At 69.4% G+C, this 16,229-nt stretch carries 19 protein-coding genes and 1 tRNA gene; 7 read left to right on the forward strand and 13 right to left on the reverse strand.

Annotation, left to right across the window (positions count from 1 at the left end):
- Positions 1–63: 63 nt before the first annotated feature.
- Positions 64–1,953 (forward strand): amylosucrase, encoded by a 1,890-nt coding sequence (locus ASG45_RS12750; RefSeq protein ID WP_055839462.1) that lies wholly within the window; start codon positions 64–66, stop codon positions 1,951–1,953.
- A 16-nt stretch (positions 1,954–1,969) separates the two neighbouring features.
- Positions 1,970–2,242, forward strand: a complete 273-nt coding sequence (locus tag ASG45_RS12755; RefSeq protein ID WP_055838245.1) for a hypothetical protein — start codon at positions 1,970–1,972, stop codon at positions 2,240–2,242.
- Between the two features lie 39 nt (positions 2,243–2,281).
- Here the strand turns inward: ASG45_RS12755 and ASG45_RS15960 are convergent, their stop codons facing one another.
- Positions 2,282–2,449: an alternative tryptophan synthase beta-subunit gene (locus tag ASG45_RS15960; RefSeq protein WP_235561617.1), complete on the reverse strand. Its 168-nt coding sequence runs from the start codon at positions 2,447–2,449 to the stop codon at positions 2,282–2,284.
- A gap of 254 nt (positions 2,450–2,703) precedes the next feature.
- Here ASG45_RS15960 and ASG45_RS16245 point away from each other — a divergent pair, with 254 nt between their 5' ends.
- Complete coding sequence (locus ASG45_RS16245) at positions 2,704–3,024, forward strand: hypothetical protein (RefSeq protein ID WP_156459444.1); 321 nt, start codon at positions 2,704–2,706, stop codon at positions 3,022–3,024.
- Positions 3,025–3,248: 224 nt separating this feature from the next.
- On the opposite strand, the gene ASG45_RS12760 is transcribed toward ASG45_RS16245, so the two are convergent.
- The 5 genes from ASG45_RS12760 to ASG45_RS12780 all read right to left on the reverse strand — a co-directional run bounded on the left by ASG45_RS12760 (position 3,249) and on the right by ASG45_RS12780 (position 5,435).
- Positions 3,249–3,485: a hypothetical protein gene (locus ASG45_RS12760; RefSeq protein WP_055838248.1), complete on the reverse strand. Its 237-nt coding sequence runs from the start codon at positions 3,483–3,485 to the stop codon at positions 3,249–3,251.
- Positions 3,482–3,697, reverse strand: a complete 216-nt coding sequence (locus tag ASG45_RS12765) for a hypothetical protein (protein WP_055838251.1) — start codon at positions 3,695–3,697, stop codon at positions 3,482–3,484. Before ASG45_RS12765 ends, ASG45_RS12760 begins: the two co-directional genes overlap by 4 nt.
- Before the next feature lie 236 nt (positions 3,698–3,933).
- Positions 3,934–4,006: transfer RNA gene (locus ASG45_RS12770), tRNA-Thr, on the reverse strand.
- Between the two features lie 43 nt (positions 4,007–4,049).
- Positions 4,050–4,436, reverse strand: coding sequence for a hypothetical protein (locus ASG45_RS12775; RefSeq protein ID WP_055838253.1), 387 nt, complete (start codon positions 4,434–4,436; stop codon positions 4,050–4,052).
- 45 nt (positions 4,437–4,481) lie between these two features.
- On the reverse strand, positions 4,482–5,435 hold the full coding sequence (locus ASG45_RS12780) for a DsbA family protein (protein WP_055838256.1): 954 nt from the start codon (positions 5,433–5,435) through the stop codon (positions 4,482–4,484).
- A gap of 210 nt (positions 5,436–5,645) precedes the next feature.
- Between ASG45_RS12780 and ASG45_RS12785 the strand changes: the two genes are divergently transcribed.
- Together ASG45_RS12785 and ASG45_RS12790 are read left to right on the forward strand one after the other, a co-directional pair.
- Positions 5,646–6,749 carry an ABC transporter ATP-binding protein gene (locus ASG45_RS12785; protein WP_055838259.1) on the forward strand — a complete coding sequence of 368 codons (1,104 nt, stop codon included), beginning with the start codon at positions 5,646–5,648 and terminating at the stop codon, positions 6,747–6,749.
- 81 nt (positions 6,750–6,830) lie between these two features.
- Positions 6,831–8,153 carry a DUF4032 domain-containing protein gene (locus ASG45_RS12790; protein ID WP_055838263.1) on the forward strand — a complete coding sequence of 441 codons (1,323 nt, stop codon included), beginning with the start codon at positions 6,831–6,833 and terminating at the stop codon, positions 8,151–8,153.
- 63 nt (positions 8,154–8,216) lie between these two features.
- Here the strand turns inward: ASG45_RS12790 and ASG45_RS12795 are convergent, their stop codons facing one another.
- The 3 genes from ASG45_RS12795 to cysS are packed head-to-tail and all read right to left on the reverse strand — an operon-like array spanning position 8,217 to position 11,264.
- The gene (locus ASG45_RS12795; protein WP_055839465.1) at positions 8,217–8,858 is read right to left on the reverse strand and encodes an NAD(P)-dependent oxidoreductase; all 642 of its coding nucleotides are present in this window, start codon (positions 8,856–8,858) and stop codon (positions 8,217–8,219) included.
- Between the two features lie 17 nt (positions 8,859–8,875).
- Positions 8,876–9,877 (reverse strand): 23S rRNA (guanosine(2251)-2'-O)-methyltransferase RlmB, encoded by a 1,002-nt coding sequence (gene rlmB / locus ASG45_RS12800; RefSeq protein ID WP_055838266.1) that lies wholly within the window; start codon positions 9,875–9,877, stop codon positions 8,876–8,878.
- On the reverse strand, positions 9,870–11,264 hold the full coding sequence (gene cysS, locus ASG45_RS12805) for a cysteine--tRNA ligase (RefSeq protein WP_055838269.1): 1,395 nt from the start codon (positions 11,262–11,264) through the stop codon (positions 9,870–9,872). The genes rlmB and cysS overlap by 8 nt, the downstream gene beginning before the upstream one ends.
- A 68-nt stretch (positions 11,265–11,332) precedes the next feature.
- Between cysS and ASG45_RS12810 the strand changes: the two genes are divergently transcribed.
- The gene (locus ASG45_RS12810) at positions 11,333–11,794 is read left to right on the forward strand and encodes a GNAT family N-acetyltransferase (protein ID WP_055838273.1); all 462 of its coding nucleotides are present in this window, start codon (positions 11,333–11,335) and stop codon (positions 11,792–11,794) included.
- On the opposite strand, the gene ASG45_RS12815 is transcribed toward ASG45_RS12810, so the two are convergent.
- Both ASG45_RS12815 and ASG45_RS12820 read right to left on the reverse strand, forming a co-directional pair.
- Positions 11,791–12,978, reverse strand: a complete 1,188-nt coding sequence (locus ASG45_RS12815) for a bifunctional 2-C-methyl-D-erythritol 4-phosphate cytidylyltransferase/2-C-methyl-D-erythritol 2,4-cyclodiphosphate synthase (protein ID WP_055838276.1) — start codon at positions 12,976–12,978, stop codon at positions 11,791–11,793. The two genes, ASG45_RS12810 and ASG45_RS12815, sit on opposite strands and share 4 nt — an antisense overlap.
- 43 nt (positions 12,979–13,021) lie before the next feature.
- Complete coding sequence (locus ASG45_RS12820) at positions 13,022–13,504, reverse strand: CarD family transcriptional regulator (protein ID WP_055838280.1); 483 nt, start codon at positions 13,502–13,504, stop codon at positions 13,022–13,024.
- 134 nt (positions 13,505–13,638) lie between these two features.
- Here ASG45_RS12820 and ASG45_RS12825 point away from each other — a divergent pair, with 134 nt between their 5' ends.
- Positions 13,639–14,229: a DNA modification methylase gene (locus tag ASG45_RS12825; RefSeq protein ID WP_197978914.1), complete on the forward strand. Its 591-nt coding sequence runs from the start codon at positions 13,639–13,641 to the stop codon at positions 14,227–14,229.
- A 27-nt stretch (positions 14,230–14,256) separates the two neighbouring features.
- Here the strand turns inward: ASG45_RS12825 and ASG45_RS12830 are convergent, their stop codons facing one another.
- Entirely contained in the window at positions 14,257–14,940 is a 684-nt protein-coding gene (locus tag ASG45_RS12830; protein ID WP_055838286.1) for a response regulator transcription factor, read from the reverse strand.
- Positions 14,937–16,151: a sensor histidine kinase gene (locus ASG45_RS12835; RefSeq protein ID WP_055838290.1), complete on the reverse strand. Its 1,215-nt coding sequence runs from the start codon at positions 16,149–16,151 to the stop codon at positions 14,937–14,939. Before ASG45_RS12835 ends, ASG45_RS12830 begins: the two co-directional genes overlap by 4 nt.
- Between the last annotated feature and the right edge of the window lie 78 nt (positions 16,152–16,229).

Below are 16,229 nucleotides of genomic sequence, written 5' to 3' on the forward strand. Positions count from 1 at the left end.
GCGCGGCCAGCACCGGGCACGTCGCTGCCGACCGGAGGGGCGCCGATGCACCAGGCTTTCCCCGTGACCCAGTTGCGCACCGACCACGACGACGTCTCCGAGATCATCGCCGATCTCCTCGGCGACGGCGTCGACCGCGAATTCCTCCCCCACGTGGAGGCCCACCTGCCGCGACTGCACGATCTCTTCGTGCAGTTGTACGGCGAGCGTCCCGACGGCCGCGAGCGATTGGCATCCGTCGTCGATCTCGCCCGACGTTCGTGGGCGTTGCGTCCGACCGAGCTGAAGGCCATCGACCGCGAGCGCGAGAGCGCGCCCGGATGGTTCGAGAGCGAGCGCATGCTCGGTGGCGTCTGCTACGTCGATCGCTACGCGGGAGGACTCAGCGGCATCCGGGATGCCATCCCCTACTTCCAGGAACTGGGCCTGACCTATCTGCACCTCATGCCGCTGTTCGAGAGCCCGGAGGGGAACAGCGACGGCGGGTATGCGGTGTCGAGCTACCGCCGCGTGAACCCGAAGCTCGGCACGATGCAGGAACTCGCCGAGCTCGCCGCCGACCTCCGCCGCGCCGGAATCTCGCTGGTGGTCGACTTCATCTTCAACCACACCAGCAACGAGCACCGGTGGGCGCGGAAGGCCATCGCCGGTGACCCGGCGTACGAGGATTTCTACCTGATCTTCCCCGACCGCGAGATGCCCGACGCGTACGAGCGGACCACGCGCGAGATCTTCCCCGACGACCACCCGGGGTCCTTCGTGCAGCTCGACGACGGGCGCTGGATCTGGTCGACGTTCTACCACTTCCAGTGGGACCTCAACTACGCCAACCCCGCCGTCTTCGAGGCGATGGCCGGCGAGATGCTGTTCCTCGCGAACCAGGGCGTCGAGATCCTGCGGATGGATGCCGTGGCCTTCATCTGGAAGCGGCTCGGCACGACTTGCGAGTCGCTGCCCGAGGCGCATCTGCTGCTCCAGGCCTTCAACGCGGTGCTGCGCATGGCCGCACCCGGCCTGCTGTTCAAGTCGGAGGCGATCGTGCACCCCGACGAGGTGATCTCGTACATCTCGCCCGACGAGTGCCAGATCTCGTACAACCCGCTGCAGATGGCCCTCACGTGGGAGGCGCTCGCCACCCGCGACGGACGCCTGCTGCAGCAGGCGCTCGAGCGTCGCCACGCCCTGCCCGACGGCACCGCGTGGGTCAATTACGTGCGCAGCCACGACGACATCGGGTGGACCTTCGCCGACGAGGATGCCGCCGAGCTCGGGATCGACGGCTACCCGCACCGCCGCTTCCTCAACGATTTCTACGTCGGGCGCGCCGAGGGAACGTTCGCCCGCGGCGTGCCGTTCCAGGAGAACCCGCGCACGGGCGACGCGCGCGTGACGGGGACCACCGCCTCGCTCGCCGGTATCGAGGCGGGCGACTCCGCGGGTGAGGACCGCGTCGTCCTCGCGCACGCGCTCGCCCTGTCGACCGGCGGCATCCCGCTGCTGTACCTCGGCGACGAGGTCGCGCAGCTCAACGACTACGGCTTCGCCGACCGCCCCGAAGAGGCGGGCGACAGCCGCTGGGTGCACCGCCCGTTCCGCCCCGCACAGAACTACGCGGATCGCGCGGATGCCGGGACCCCGGCCGGACGCGTCTTCTCGCGACTGGCGCGCCTGCTCGCCGTTCGTCGGTCGACCCCCGAGCTCGCGGGCAACGAGCTCATCGCCTTCGACGCGCACGTGGCGTCGGTCGTGGCCTTCGTCCGCCCCGGCGACGCGGGCTTCGACGTTCTCGTCATGGCGAACGTCGCCGACAGCCCGGTGACCATCGACGCGCTCACGCTCTCGGGCCTTCGACCCGAGGCACTGGACCTCGTCTCGGGCGCTCCGACCTGGTTGGGCGCGGGCGTTCCGCTCGCCGCGCACGAGGTGCGCTGGTTGCGCGTGCGCTCGCGCTGACGGAAGACAGCGGGCGATGAGCGAGGCACCGGCGCACCAGACGCGTCACCTGGCCGCGCTGGCGGCGGGGGTGATCGCGCTCGCGACCGCGGTCTGGGCCCCGGCGGGCATGGTGGGCGCCCTGCTCATGGTCACCGTGGCCCTGTGCGCCCTGCTGTTCGCGCTGGAGGCGGGCAGGCGACCCGGGCCCCTGCGCTGGGGCGCGATCGTGGGCGCGCTGCTCGCGGGCTTGTCAGCGATCGTGGCAGCAGCGATCCTCGTCGTCGATCTCGCACGACTGTTCTCGTGATCGCCCGGCGACGAACGAGAACCGCAACGCGGCAGGGTGTCAGGTGGCGGGCACCTCGTGCCGCTGCAGGTAAGTGCCGATCGAGCGTTCGCGGCTGCTCCCCCATCCGCTGCGTATCCGCATGAGGGTGAAGCCGGCGGTGCGCAGCTCGCGCGCATAATCGATGGTGAGTCGATGTCGGGCGAGCTTCTCCCACCCGCCGGGCATTCGGTAGGCATGTGTGACAGTGCGCGGTAGAGCCATTGTTCCCACTCCCTTGGGCGAGCGGACCGGTCGCGTGGCTTCGCCATCGGAGCGGTGCGCGTAGGGTGCGCGGGTAGGTAATGGTGAGGATACCCATTCGACTACTGGTTTGTCTGTCCTCTTTTCGGGCGACGCACCGGCGCGTCTCGGTCTCGTGCCGGTGGGCGCGGGGCATGCACCCCTATCCGCCACCGCGGTCGCGGCGTACAGTCCGCACTATGGGCGAAATGGATCACGACGAGGAGATCGCCGCAGATAACTGGGATGACGAGGGCGGCCACCTGGCGACGCTGCGACGCAATGGCGAGTGGGACAGCTGGAATCAGACCGCGGGCGACCACCGGCACGGCTACGGCCTACCCACGACGACGCAAGCGAAACGCGATAAGGACAGCGCACGGGACACAGAGCCCGGCGCCGACGTCATCGCCCTGGAGCACTGGGATGACGACGGCGGAACGGAGCCGATCGCACGCCCGGCGACGACCGGGTCTCGGTCGCGTTCACCTCACCGGATCGCGCATTTTCCACCTCTGTGAGAGGCGCGCGCTCTTCGCGTGAGCGGGGTGCCGGCTACAGGACTTGAACCTGCAACCCCCGTTTGAGTGGCAACGTGTCAGGTAGTAGCCGCGGACGGGGATTCACCTGGCCGTATAGTCCCGCGAGATTCCAGAGAACCCCGAGCGTTGCGACAGCTTTGCAGAACGGTGCGCGGTGATCGAGGCCGCCAACTTCTCTCGTCGACGTCGACTGAACCGCGTGCTCAGGATGGCCGGCGGAGCGACACCATCGAACGCAACCCGTAGAGGGCGGCCAGAACACAGCCCACCCCACCGATCATGCCGCCAACCGCGCCGACAACCGCGCTTATGAGCCATTCGCCGACAACGGCCATGACCACAATTCCCCCGAGGCTGATCGAGAAGGCAAGTAAACCCAGGATCGAGACAGCGATCCAGAGACGCCGCCTACGCTGGATCGCTTTGCTCATCAGCTTCACCGGCCACTTTGGCGGGCGTAGAACCATCCCAGGCCAACAAAGAACAGCCCACCAGCCCAGATCCCAATGATCACGAACCACAGGGGAATCCCCAACCGAGTGGTTTCCGACGGATCCCCGAGAGCTATCGGGAGCGCGAGCAGGCCGAGGGCCAGGAATGCTAACCCGACGATGATCGTTGCCTTGGGGCTCTTCGGGCGCATTTGCGGCATGCCCAGATGGTACGGGCTGACGGCGGCGCACGGCCACTATCCCGTAACCCTCGAGGGAGGTGAGCCGTGCGATCGGCGACGTCGCCGTGCTGGCAGCCTGGCCGATGCTCGCCCGTCGCCTACGGCGACAGACAATGGCGTGGCCGACAAGCGTCGAAGGCGCGGGAAAGCGTCCGGTTTTCGTCTACTTGGAGCCGATACCTGGTCTCAGCCTGGGCTCAGACCACGGAATCACGTGCCGGCTACAGGACTTGAACCTGCAACCCCCGTATTACAAGTACGGTGCGCTACCAATTGCGCCAAGCCGGCGTGAGGCCCCGAGGAGCCCCGGAGCACGAGTCTAGGGCGTCCCTCAGGACGCGCTGGACCTCGCGTGCGTTCCGCTCTCTCGGTCCCATTCGAGCGACTTCCACTGCAGGAACGAGCAGAGGTTGCCCGCCACGACGAGCTCTGCCGCGAGGCTCGCCATGTCGTGCGGCGAGAGCGTCAGGTCTTCGGGACGTCCCGTCAGGGTCGCCTCCCACAGGGGCTGGTCGTAGCCCTTGGGCTGCATGTAGATCGACGCCTTGGCGTTCATGAGGCTCATGACCACGAGACCGGTGTCCTGGCTGTCGGCGTCTTCTTGTTCGACGACCTTCAACCGGCCGGCGAACAGGTGTCCCTGCTCGCGGAACTCCTGCACCCACTCCTCCAGCTGCGCGCCGGAACGGCGTGGCGGGGAATCCTCGATCTGGTCCATGTCACCTGAATCGTACAGCGATGCGTTCACCTGCGGGATAGCGATTCAGCCCGCGGGCGTCGCCGTCACCGACGGGGTCGGCGTGGCGGTCGAGTAGTAGGCGTTGCTGTCGACCGTGAGCACGAACTGCGCGAACTCCTTCGCGTCATCCATGCGTCCCACGTACGGCGTTCCGTTGACCAGCACCGTCGGGGTGGCCGTCAGTGCCTGACCGTTGGTGTTGGGGAGTCCCTTGATCGCACGATCGGTCGCGGCCTTCGCCCACCCGGTGTACGTCTCATCTTCGATGCAGGAACGCACGGCGGCGATGTCGCCCACTCCCGCGCCCTGCGCCATGTCGGCGAGCTGCTGATCGCTGTAGCCGTCGGAGTCGACCGCGGGCTGGTTCGTGAGCAGCTCGTGGTTGTACGCGAAGAAGCGATCCGACGCGTGGGTGGCCACGCACGCGGCCGCGCCGGCGGCACGCAGGCTGTACTTGGTGCCGTTCGACTTCGAGGTGAGCATCGCGACGGGGTAGTACGTCAGCGAGGCAGCGTCGTCACCTACCCACTTCGACAGCTGGTCGGCGTTGGCCGTCTCGAACTCGCGGGCCTCGGTCGACATGTAGTCGACGTACACGCGGATGTCGACGGGGGACGCCGTCCCCGTGGGGGTCGGCGTGGGCTCCGCCGTCGGCTCCGCACCCGCGGCCATCGTGGCCGCATTGCCGTCGATGGTCTGCTGCGCACCCGGGTCGGCGACGCCGGAGGCGCTCGACACCATGAAGCCGTCGTCGGCCGCAGCTCCCGGCAGGGCCTGGGAACGCGGGTCGTGCGAGCTGAGGGCCGAGGTCACCGCGACGGCACCCACGGCAACGACGGCCACCGCACCGACGCCGATCAACGAGCGACGCGCGATTCGCCAGCGCGTCTGCTTCGCCTTGACCTGCTGCGCCTTCTCGCGGACCGCCCCGCGGCGGTCGCGCTCGGCGGGCGAATTCGGTGACTGGTCGTTGGACATGGAACCTCTCGGGCACGGGCTTTCTGCCGCAGGAATTGGGGGGACGCACGGGTGAGCGAACGAGCACCGATGCTAGCTAGGCAGTCTGGGAAATGACCAGACACGTGGCATACTGACCCTTGCGTCCACTGTCGGGCGCACGGGGTCGCCCCCGTTTTCCATTCACTACGGATCGTCCGGCACGTACCTGCCGGTGAAGGAGAAGAAAAAATGGCGTCCGTCACATTCGACAACGCAACCCGTCTGTACCCCGGCGGAACCCGCGCCGCCGTCGACAAGCTCAGCCTCGACGTCGCCGATGGCGAGTTCCTGGTTCTCGTCGGCCCCTCCGGCTGCGGAAAGTCCACCTCGCTGCGCATGCTCGCGGGCCTCGAAGAGGTCAACTCGGGCCGCATCATGATCGGTGACCGCGACGTCACCGACGTGCCCCCGAAGGACCGCGACATCGCGATGGTCTTCCAGAACTACGCGCTGTACCCCCACATGACCGTCGCCGAGAACATGGGCTTCGCGCTCAAGATCGCCGGCATCGGCAAGGAAGAGCGTGCCGCTCGCGTCCTCGAGGCCGCCAAACTCCTCGACCTCGAGCAGTACCTCACGCGCAAGCCGAAGGCCCTCTCGGGTGGCCAGCGTCAGCGCGTCGCCATGGGTCGCGCCATCGTGCGTCAGCCCCAGGTGTTCCTCATGGACGAGCCGCTGTCGAACCTCGACGCCAAGCTCCGCGTGCAGACGCGTACGCAGATCGCGTCGCTGCAGCGCCGCCTCGGCGTCACCACGGTCTACGTCACGCACGACCAGACCGAGGCGCTCACCATGGGCGACCGCATCGCCGTGCTCAAGGACGGCCTGCTCCAGCAGGTCGGTACCCCGCGCGACCTGTACGAGACGCCCAAGAACGTCTTCGTGGCCGGCTTCATCGGCTCGCCCGCGATGAACCTCTTCACCGTCGACCTCGCCGAAGGCGGCGTGCAGTTCGGTGACATGGTCGTTCCCGTCGAGGCCGACACCATCGGCAAGGCGCACGGCTCCGAGGTCACCATCGGTGTGCGTCCCGAGGACATCCAGGTCGCCCCGGCCGACGGCCGCGGCCTCAAGGTCGTCGTCGACCTCGTCGAGGAGCTCGGCGCCGACGGCTACCTCTACGGCCACACCGACATCAACGGCAAGCGCACCGACCTCGTCGCCCGCGTCGACGGCCGCCGTCACCCCAACGCGGGCGAGACGGTCGTGCTGGCGCCGGTCCCCGGCCACATCCACGTGTTCGACCTCGAGTCGGGCGACCGTCTGACCGACCGGGCCATCGCTTCGGCCTGACCTGACGCACCGTCGCGGCGCGTCCCGGTTCCCGATTCATCGGGGGCAGGGGCGCGCCGCACCGCTTTTTCCGGAGGTACCGTGAGCGATTCGCTCAGCATCACCGCCAGCACCGTCGACCCGGGACTGCTTCAGCTGCCGTGGTCGACCGGGCTCGCCGACTGGTCCAGCAACCACATCGTCGCCCTGCCCAAGGGCATCTCCCGCCACCTGGTGCGCTTCGCCAACCTGTCGGGCCGGGTTGTGGCGATCAAAGAGACCACCGAAGAGATGGCGCGTCGCGAGTACGACATGCTCGGCAACCTCGACCGTCTCGCGTCGCCGTGCGTCGAGCGGGTGGCCGTCATCGCCGGGCGCACCGACGCCTCGGGCCGCCCGTTGCCGGCGGCGCTGGTCACCTCGCACCTGCGCTTCTCACTCCCCTACCGCGCCCTCTTCACGCAGGTGCTGCGCCCGCACACCGCCACGCGTCTCGTCGACGCCCTCGCGGTACTGCTCGTGCGGCTGCACAACGTGGGCTTCTACTGGGGTGACGTGTCACTGTCGAACACCCTCTTCCGCCGCGACGCCGGCGAGTTCGCGGCGTACCTCGTCGACGCCGAGACGGGCGAGCTGCACGGCAACCGCCTGAGTCCCGGCCAGCGCGCCCACGATCTCGACATCGCGCGCACCAACATCGCCGGCGAGATCATGGACCTCGAGGCCGGCGGGCGACTCGAGGGCGGTGTGGATGCCGTGGCGATCGCCGACGGACTGGTGGCGTCGTACCACTCGCTGTGGGCGGCCCTCACCGACAAAGAGACCTTCGCCGTCGACGAGTCCTGGCGTATCACCGAGCGCGTGCACAGCCTGAACGCGCTCGGGTTCGACATCGGCGAGATGTCGATCCGCACCGCGAGCGACGGCACGCAGGTGTCCATCCAGCCCAAGGTCGTCGATGCGGGCCACCACCAGCGGCGTCTCCTGCGCCTCACCGGCCTCGATGTCGAAGAGAACCAGGCGCGACGCCTGCTGAACGACCTCGACGAGTTCCGCGCCCGGGTCTCGCGTCTCGGCGCCGACGAAGAGATGGTCGCGCACGAGTGGCTCACGCGCGTGTTCGAGCCGATCGTGATGGCGATCCCGTGGGATCTGCGCGCCAAGCTCGAACCGGCTGAGGTCTTCCACCAGGTGCTCGAGCACCGCTGGTACATGTCGCAGGCGCGGGGGCGCTCCGTGCCCCTGGCCGAGGTGGTCGCCTCATACATCGACGACGTGCTGCGCCACCGGCGCGACGAGGCGACGGTCATGGGACCGCCGACCGACACGATGTCGCTCGCGACGGTGTCCGACGTCGACGCACCCGAGACCGGCGCGGTGCCCACGACCGACACGGACGCCGTCGACTGGCGCGATCTCGTCTGAAACGGCGAGGCCGTGGCATCCGGGACGAATCCGGGATGCCACGGCCTCGAACCGTGGAGGGCCTCAGTAACCGACGGTGAAGCGTCCCCGGGAGTGGCGCGGGTTCTCGATCTCGTCGAGGACGGCGACCGCGAAATCGGCACCGCCGATGAACGAGTCGCCGTTGTCGTCGACGACGAGCACGTCGCCGCCGTCGCGATAGGTTCCCGTGCGCTCCCCCGGTGCCCACGAGCCGAAGCCCCCGGCCGGGTGCACGTAGAACCAGTCGCGGCCGGTGTCGTCGGCCTGCAGATCTTCAAGTATGCCGATGGCCTCGCGGGCCTCGGGCTTGTACTCCTCGGCGAAGCCGTCGGTGTCGATGAGGCGAGGACCACCGTCGGCGACGAGCGAGCCGCCGGCGCCGCCGATGACTCCCAGACGCACCCCGTCGGGCAGCGCGGTGGCCAGCTGGGCGATGGCGGGGCGGAGCTTGCCCTCCATGTCGCCGCGCGGGGCGGCCGCCGACACGACGACCTCGACGCCTTCGAGTTCGGCGACGAGACCGGGCACGTCGAGGACGGTGCCCTCGATGTACGTCGCACCCTCGACGCGCTCGGCCGGGACCGAGCGCGCGACGGAGACGACGGTGTGGCCGCGGCGGACGGCCTCGGTGACGATGTGGCTCCCGGCGTAGCCGGTGCCTCCGATGACAGCGATGCGGGGCATCATGTTCCTCTCGACGGTCAGTGGGCGGCGCGCAGCGACGACACCTGGTACAGCGCGACGGATGCCGCGATGCCGGCGTTGAGCGACTCGGTGGCGGTCGAGATCGGGATCGACACGACCTGGTCGCAGGTCTCGGTGACGAGGCGCGACAGCCCCTTGCCCTCGGAACCCACGACGATCACGACGGGCCGGTCGGCGAGGGCGAGGGCGGGCAGCGACACGTCGCCGTCACCGTCGAGCCCGAGCACGAACACGCCCTGCTTCTTGAACTCCTTGAGCGTCGCGGTGAGGTTCGCCGCGAGCGCCACGGGGATGCGCGCGGCAGCTCCCGCACTCGTCTTCCACGCCGCGGAGTTGACGCTCGCCGACCGGCGCTGCGGGATGATCAGACCCTGCCCGCCGAAGGCACCGGTGGAGCGGATAATCGCGCCGAGGTTGCGAGGATCGGTGATGCCGTCGAGGGCGACGAGCAGAGGCAGCTCGCCGCGGTCGACGATCTGCTCGAGCAGGTCCTGCGGGTGCGCGTAGGCGTACGGGGGGACCTTGAGGGCCACGCCCTGGTGCACGCCGTCGAAGCCGGCCATGCGGTCGAGCTCGGGGCGCGTGACCTCGAGCACCGGGATGCCGCGGTTGGTCGCGATCGACAGCATCTCTTTGACGCGGTCGTCCATCTCGACGCGCTGCGCGATGTACATCGCGGTCGCGGGGATCTTCGCGCGCAGGGCTTCCAGCACCGAGTTGCGGCCGGTGACCGTCTCGGTGTCGTCGTTCGCCTTGGCGCGGCCACCGCGGTTCTGATTCCCCCCGACCGCGCGCACGCCGGGCTTGGACGTGCCCCCGGCGGCGGCGTAGCGCTCTTGGGCGGCCTTGCGCTTGCCGGCGGGGTGCCAGGCGCGGTCCTCGGCCTTGGGGGTCGGTCCGCGACCCTCGAGCGCCTTGCGGGAGTGCCCGCCGGTGCCCTTCAGGGGACCCTTCTTCTTGCCCGTGTTGCGCGCGCCCGGGCGTCCTGGCTTAGGCATTGATACTCCAATGTGTTCCGGCCGGAGTGTCCTCCAGCGTGATTCCTGCGGCAGCGATGGCGTCGCGGATGCGATCGGCCCCTGCCCAGTCCTTGTCGGCTCGCGCCTGCGATCGCTGGGCGATCATCGTCTGCACGAGGGCGTCGAGAGCCATGTCCGTCGACCCGGTCGCGACCGCGGGCTCCGAGGCATCCAGACCCAGGATGCCGAGCATCGCGACGACGGAGCGGTGAGCCGTGATCGCGGCGTCGAGGTCGTGCCCGTCGATCGCCGCGTTGCCCGCACGCACGGTCTCGTGCAGCACGGCGAGAGCCTGGGGCACTCCGAGGTCGTCGTCCATCGCCGAAGCGAATTCTGCGGGGATCTCGCCCGGCACGGTTGCGAGCGGGTCGGCGCCGGCGGCTCGGAGCACGCGCTGCCCGAAGGTCGAGATGCGCTCGAGCGCCGCGGCGGCCTCGTCGAAGGCCCGATCGGAGATGTCGAGGTTCGAGCGGTAATGCGCGGCAGCGAGCGCGTAGCGCACCACCATCGGGTCGCGCGCATCGAGGACATCGCTCGCGAGGGTGAAGTTTCCGAGCGACTTCGACATCTTCTGTCCGTCGACGGTCACGAGTCCGTTGTGCACCCAGTAGCGCGCGAAGGCGTCACCCGCGGCGGTCGACTGGGCGATCTCGTTCTCGTGGTGGGGGAAGCGCAGGTCGAGGCCGCCGCCGTGGATGTCGAACTCGGGCCCGAGGTAGCGCCGCGACATGGCCGAGCATTCGATGTGCCACCCCGGGCGTCCCGCGCCCCAGGGCGACGCCCAGATCGCCGACTCGGGCTCCCCGTCTTTCGCACCCTTCCACAGAGCGAAATCGCGCGGGTCGCGCTTGCCGCGGGGGTCGGCATCTGCCGCCGATTCCATGGCATCCGGGCTCTGGCGGGTGAGCTCGCCGTAGGCGGCCCAGGAGCGCACGTCGAAGTACACGTCGCCGTCGGCGGCGTAGGCGTGCCCCCGCTCGAGGAGCTCGGTGATGAGCTCCTGCATCTGGGTGATCGATGCGGTCGCCCGCGGCTCGTACGTGGGGGCGAGGATGCCGATGGCGGCGTAGGCCCGCGAGAACTCGAGCTCCATGCGATACGCCAGGGCCCACCACGGCTCGGCATCGGTGGCGTTCGCGAGCACCTTGTCGTCGATGTCGGTGACGTTGCGCACGAACGTCACGCGCCCGAACCGGTGGGCGAGCCAGCGGCGCAGCAGGTCGAAGGCGAGCGCCGCGCGCACGTGCCCGATGTGCGGCCCGGACTGCACCGTCGGTCCGCAGACGTAGACCGTGACGTTCGAGGGGTCGAGAGGGACGAAGTCGCGCAGGACCTGCGCCTTCGTGTCGTACAGCCGAACAGTCACCGCCCTAGCCTACCGGCCGCCCCTCACGACGACATGTGAGGGAAACATGCGCTCGATACGGTGCCGACATGCCCCTCATCATCCGTCCCGACGACCTCTCCTCGGGCGAGACCCGCGACCTGGTCGCCGCGCACCTGGCCGGCATGCTCGAGAACACCCCGGTCGAGAGCGTCCACGCGCTCGACATCGACCTGCTCACCGCCGAGGGGGTGACCGTCTGGTCCGCCTGGGTCGACGACGAACTCGTCGGTATCGGCGCGTGCAAAGACCTCACCGCCGACCGCGCAGAGGTGAAGTCGATGCGCGTGGTCGATCGATTCCTCGGTCAGGGCATCGGCCGAGCGCTGCTGCGCCACATCGTCGACGACGCCCGGGAACGCGGCATCCGGAGCCTGTGGCTCGAAACCGGGAGCACCGACGACTTCCTTGCGGCGCGACGCCTGTACGCGAGCGAGGGATTCGTCGAATGCCCGCCCTTCCCGCCCTACGCGGCCGACCCCCTGTCGACCTTCATGACGAGGCAGCTCTAGATCGGAACGACCAGGGCGGTGGCGAAGGCCGCGACGCCCTCGGTGCGGCCGGTGAAGCCGAGACCGTCGGTCGTCGTCGCACTCACCGCGACGGGTGCGCCGCCGAGCGCGGCCGACAGCACCCGCTCCGCCTCTTCGCGTCGCGCGGCGAAGCGCGGACGATTGGCCTGCACCTGCACGGCGACGTTGCCGACCCGCCACCCCGCCGTGTGCAGCAGCCCGAGGGTGTGGGCCAGGAACGCCTCGGCGTGCGCCCCGGCGAACTCCGGGCGATCGGTGCCGAAGTGGGTTCCGATGTCGCCGAGGCCGGAGGCCGCGAGCAGCGCATCGACGATCGCGTGTGCGACGGCGTCACCGTCGGAGTGCCCCGACAGCGCCGGCTCCCCGGGCCATTCGAGGCCGGCGAGCCAGAGCGTGCCCTCTCCACCGAACCCATGCACATCGGTGCCGAGTCCGACGCGGGGCACGTCGTTCGCGGCCTCGGCGGATGCCGACGATGAAACGAGCGCGCGGGCGCGCTTCAGATCGGGGGCGGTGGTGATCTTGAACGACGACGCGTCTCCCGCGACCGTGACCACCGCATGGCCGGCCGCCGCGACCAGTGCGGCGTCGTCGGTGTGATCTGCGTCAGCCGCGGCCACGGCCGCCTCGAGCTCGGCCCGGCGGAAGCCCTGCGGCGTCTGCGCGGCCGCGAGCTCGGAACGGTCGACGCCCTCGACGACGCGGCCGTCGGTGTCGACGCGCTTGATGGTGTCGACGACCGGGACGGTGGGGATGACAGCGGCCGCCCCCGCGGCGACGGCGGCGACCACACGATCGAACACGGCGGGCGGGGTGAGCGCGCGGGCCGCGTCGTGCACGAGGACGATGTCGACCTCGGCGCCGAGCGCCGCGAGACCGGCGGCGACCGACTGCTGACGCGTCTGCGCCCCCGTGACCACCGTCACGCGGTCGTCGCGCCCGCCCGCGGCGCGCGCCGAGGCGAGGGCCTCGGTCTCGTAGCCGACGGGCACGACGACGATGGTCTGCGCGTCGGGCCCCGAGAACACGCCCCGCAACGCGTGGTGCAGGATCGTGTGCTCGTCGAGCGCGACGAACGCCTTCGGGCCGCCGCCGTTCAGGCGTGTACCGGAACCGGCGGCGACGACGATGATCGCGAGACGAGGAGCGGGTGCAGAAGTCACCCGCCCACGCTAGCGCGCGCCCCGTCGACCGGAGCGGAGGGCGTCAGGACGCGAGGACCTCGTCGAGCACGAGGCCCGCACGGTCTTCGTCGGTCTTCTCGGCCAGAGCGAGCTCGGAGACGAGAATCTGCCGCGCCTTGGCGAGCATGCGCTTCTCGCCGGCCGACAGTCCGCGATCCTGGTCGCGGCGCCACAGGTCGCGGACGACCTCGCTGACCTTGATGACATCGCCGGAGGCGAGCTTCTCGAGGTTCGCCTTGTAGCGACGCGACCAGTTGGTCGGCTCCTCGGTGAAGGGTGCACGCAGCACCTCGAAGACGCGGTCGAGACCCTCTTTGCCGATCACGTCGCGAACGCCGACGAGGTCGACGTTGTCGGCCGGGACCTCGATGACGAGGTCTCCCTGCGTGACGTTGAGCTTCAGGTATTTCTTCGTCTCGCCCTTGATGACGCGTTCCTTGACCTCGATGATCGTGGCCGCGCCATGGTGCGGGTAAACGACGGTCTCGCCAACCTCAAAAAGCATGGAGTTATGTCCTTTCGGCAACACCCAGGATACCACAGGCTCAGATGCGCTATTGTTCCGCCCACCTTTGCCGACCTCCCCCTTCCGTGCGTGCGAGGGCGGGCGGACACCGCGAACCCCGTAGGATGATGACGATGTCGTCTGTCGATCTTGGAGGATCCGTGAAAACGCGCCTGATCGCGTCCATCGCCGTGGGTGCCGCCGTCGTGCTGGGCACGACTGGATGCAACATCCTCGCCCCGCAGGCGACCACCATCGACTACTCCGCCTCCGACGGGATCAACGTCCCCGCGGAGTCCGGCCCGCTGTCGGTACGCAACGTCCTGATCGTCGCGAACGGCGACGGAACGGTGGGCAACTTCGTCGCCGCCGTCGTCAACGACACCACCGACCCGCAGACCCTGCGCATCGAGGTCGGCGAGGGCTCGTCGGCCGTACGTTCCTCGGTGAACGTCCCCGCCCAGCGCACGCTGAGCCTGGGCGACCTCGCGAACGACGTCGAGCCCCTGCGCCTCGACGGCATCGACGCCCAGCCCGGATCCACGGTGTCGGTCTACTTCCAGTCCGGTGACGGCGAAGGGGCGCTCATGCAGGTCCCCGTCCTCGACGGTGCCCTGGAGTACCTCGCGCCGCTGGCGCCGACCGCGACCCCGTCGCCCTCGCTGACGCCGATCCCCGTGCTGCCCACGGTGACCCCGACGCCGAGCCCGACCCCCTCGTCCTGAAACACGCCTTCGTCGTTCCTGGGAGGGTCAGCCCTCGAAGCGGTAGCCGAGTCCACGCACGGTGACGAGCATGCTGGGGTCACTGGGGTTCTCTTCGATGCGCGAGCGGATGCGCTTGATGTGCACGTCGAGCGTCTTGGTGTCGCCGAAGTAGTCGGTGCCCCATACCCGGTCGATGAGCTGGCCGCGGGTTAGCACGCGCCCGGCGTTGCGCATGAGCACCTCGAGGAGCTCGAACTCCTTGAGCGGGATGCTGATCTCCGCACCGTTGACGGCGACCGTGTGCCGGTCGATGTCGAGCACGACCCGTCCGCCGGTGAGGATGCGGTCGTCGAGATCGGCCTCCTCCGGGGCGCGTCGGCGCAGGACCGCCCGCATGCGGGCCAGCAGCTCGCGGGTGGAGTAGGGCTTCGTCACGTAGTCGTCGGCGCCGAGTTCGAGACCCACGACGATGTCGACCTCGGAGTCCTTCGCCGTGAGCATGATGATGGGCACCTGCGTCGTCAGCCGGAGCTGGCGGCACACCTCGGTACCGGGCATGCCCGGGAGCATGAGGTCGAGCAGCAGGATGTCGGCTCCCCGCTCGCGGAAGGCGGCGAGCGCGAGCGTGCCGTCTTCGGCGATCTCGACCTCGTATCCCTCTCGACGCAGCAGATAAGCCAGGGGGTCGGCCAGGTCGGGTTCGTCCTCGACGATCAGAACACGAGTCATGCGGTGTCTCCCTTCGCGGGGACGGTCGGCGCGCCGCCGGCCTTGCGGCCCTTGCGACGCGGTTTGGAACGGGAGGGGTCGATGTCGGGCGCCTCCGACAGGGGGAGGCGGATGGTGAAGGTCGATCCTCGGTCGGGCCGCGACCAGAGTCGCACCTCACCGCCGTGGCGCTGCACCGCGTGCTTGACGATCGAGAGGCCGAGCCCGGTTCCGCCGGTGCGGCGAGAGCGTGCCTGATCGGCACGGTAGAAGCGCTCGAAGACGCGGGCCTGATCGGCCTCGGGAATGCCGATGCCGCGGTCGGTCACGGCGATCTCGACGACGCCGTCGTCGAGTTTGACGCCGAGCCCGACCTTGGACCCCTGCGGCGAGTAGGCGATCGCGTTCGCGACGAGGTTCCCGACCGCCTCGGTCAGGATCTGCGGTTCTCCCCGTACCCACAGCCCCTTCGTGCCGCCGCGCACCACGGTCACCTGCGCCTGATCGGCCTGCACGGTGTGGGCTTCGACGGCCGAGGTGACGACTTCGTCGATCGAGACCGCGCGGACGTCGCGCAGCTCATCGGAGGCCTGCAGCCGCGACAGGCTCAGGATGCGGTTGACCAGCGCCCCCAGACGCGTCGCCTCGGCCTGCAGCCGCGACGAGAAGTGACGGACCTGATCGGGGTCGTCGGCGGCTGATTCGATGGCCTCGGCGAGCAGACTGACAGCCCCCACGGGGGTCTTCAGCTCGTGGCTGGTGTTGGCCACGAAGTCACGGCGCATCTCTTCGACGCGCTCGCGCTCGGTGATGTCGCGCAGCACCAGCAGGGTGAGGCGCCCCGAGATGGGCGTGGCGCGGACGGCGACCAGCCGGGGCTCGGCCGGGGCCGCACCGCGGCGGAGCCGGAGGTTCTCACCGATGCCCGCGCCCGTGTCGCGTGCCACCCGCGCCACGCGGCGTAGGTCGTCGCTCGCGATGACTTCGCCGGATCGCAGCCCGAAGACTTCGGCGGCGGGCGAGAGAGCCAGCACGGTCGACGACATGTCGCACACGATCGCGGGGTCGTCCATGGCCCCCAGCATTGCCTCCACGCCCTCGGGCACTTCGACGGAGGTCTGCGCCATGGCGCGGTCACGGGCCCGCAGCGCGACGACCAGCAGGCCGACCACCGAGCCGCCGACGAGGAGTCCGACGAGGAGCGCGAGCAGCGGGAGCTGCGTGTGTTCCATGGCACCAGCGTAGAGCCGCCGATCGAACGTCACCCGCCGTTCACCCCCGCCGGGCAGTCGGGAGAGGCTACTATTCAC

The organism is Microbacterium sp. Leaf436 (assembly GCF_001424715.1).
Taxonomy (GTDB): domain Bacteria; phylum Actinomycetota; class Actinomycetes; order Actinomycetales; family Microbacteriaceae; genus Microbacterium.

Excerpts from the sequence above, each read along its gene's own strand:
- ASG45_RS12765 (WP_055838251.1), bottom strand. The coding sequence starts at position 3,697 with ATGCCGCAAATGCGCCCGAAGAGCCCCAAGGCAACGATCATCGTCGGG.
- ASG45_RS12835 (WP_055838290.1), bottom strand. The coding sequence starts at position 16,151 with ATGGAACACACGCAGCTCCCGCTGCTCGCGCTCCTCGTCGGACTCCTC.
- ASG45_RS15960 (WP_235561617.1), bottom strand. The coding sequence starts at position 2,449 with ATGCCCGGCGGGTGGGAGAAGCTCGCCCGACATCGACTCACCATCGAT.
- ASG45_RS12785 (WP_055838259.1), top strand. The coding sequence starts at position 5,646 with ATGGCGTCCGTCACATTCGACAACGCAACCCGTCTGTACCCCGGCGGA.
- ASG45_RS12795 (WP_055839465.1), bottom strand. The coding sequence starts at position 8,858 with ATGCCCCGCATCGCTGTCATCGGAGGCACCGGCTACGCCGGGAGCCAC.
- ASG45_RS12775 (WP_055838253.1), bottom strand. The coding sequence starts at position 4,436 with ATGGACCAGATCGAGGATTCCCCGCCACGCCGTTCCGGCGCGCAGCTG.
- ASG45_RS12810 (WP_055838273.1), top strand. The coding sequence starts at position 11,333 with ATGCCCCTCATCATCCGTCCCGACGACCTCTCCTCGGGCGAGACCCGC.
- ASG45_RS12830 (WP_055838286.1), bottom strand. The coding sequence starts at position 14,940 with ATGACTCGTGTTCTGATCGTCGAGGACGAACCCGACCTGGCCGACCCC.
- ASG45_RS12780 (WP_055838256.1), bottom strand. The coding sequence starts at position 5,435 with ATGTCCAACGACCAGTCACCGAATTCGCCCGCCGAGCGCGACCGCCGC.
- rlmB (WP_055838266.1), bottom strand. The coding sequence starts at position 9,877 with ATGCCTAAGCCAGGACGCCCGGGCGCGCGCAACACGGGCAAGAAGAAG.
- ASG45_RS12755 (WP_055838245.1), top strand. The coding sequence starts at position 1,970 with ATGAGCGAGGCACCGGCGCACCAGACGCGTCACCTGGCCGCGCTGGCG.
- ASG45_RS12820 (WP_055838280.1), bottom strand. The coding sequence starts at position 13,504 with ATGCTTTTTGAGGTTGGCGAGACCGTCGTTTACCCGCACCATGGCGCG.
- ASG45_RS16245 (WP_156459444.1), top strand. The coding sequence starts at position 2,704 with ATGGGCGAAATGGATCACGACGAGGAGATCGCCGCAGATAACTGGGAT.
- ASG45_RS12825 (WP_197978914.1), top strand. The coding sequence starts at position 13,639 with ATGTCGTCTGTCGATCTTGGAGGATCCGTGAAAACGCGCCTGATCGCG.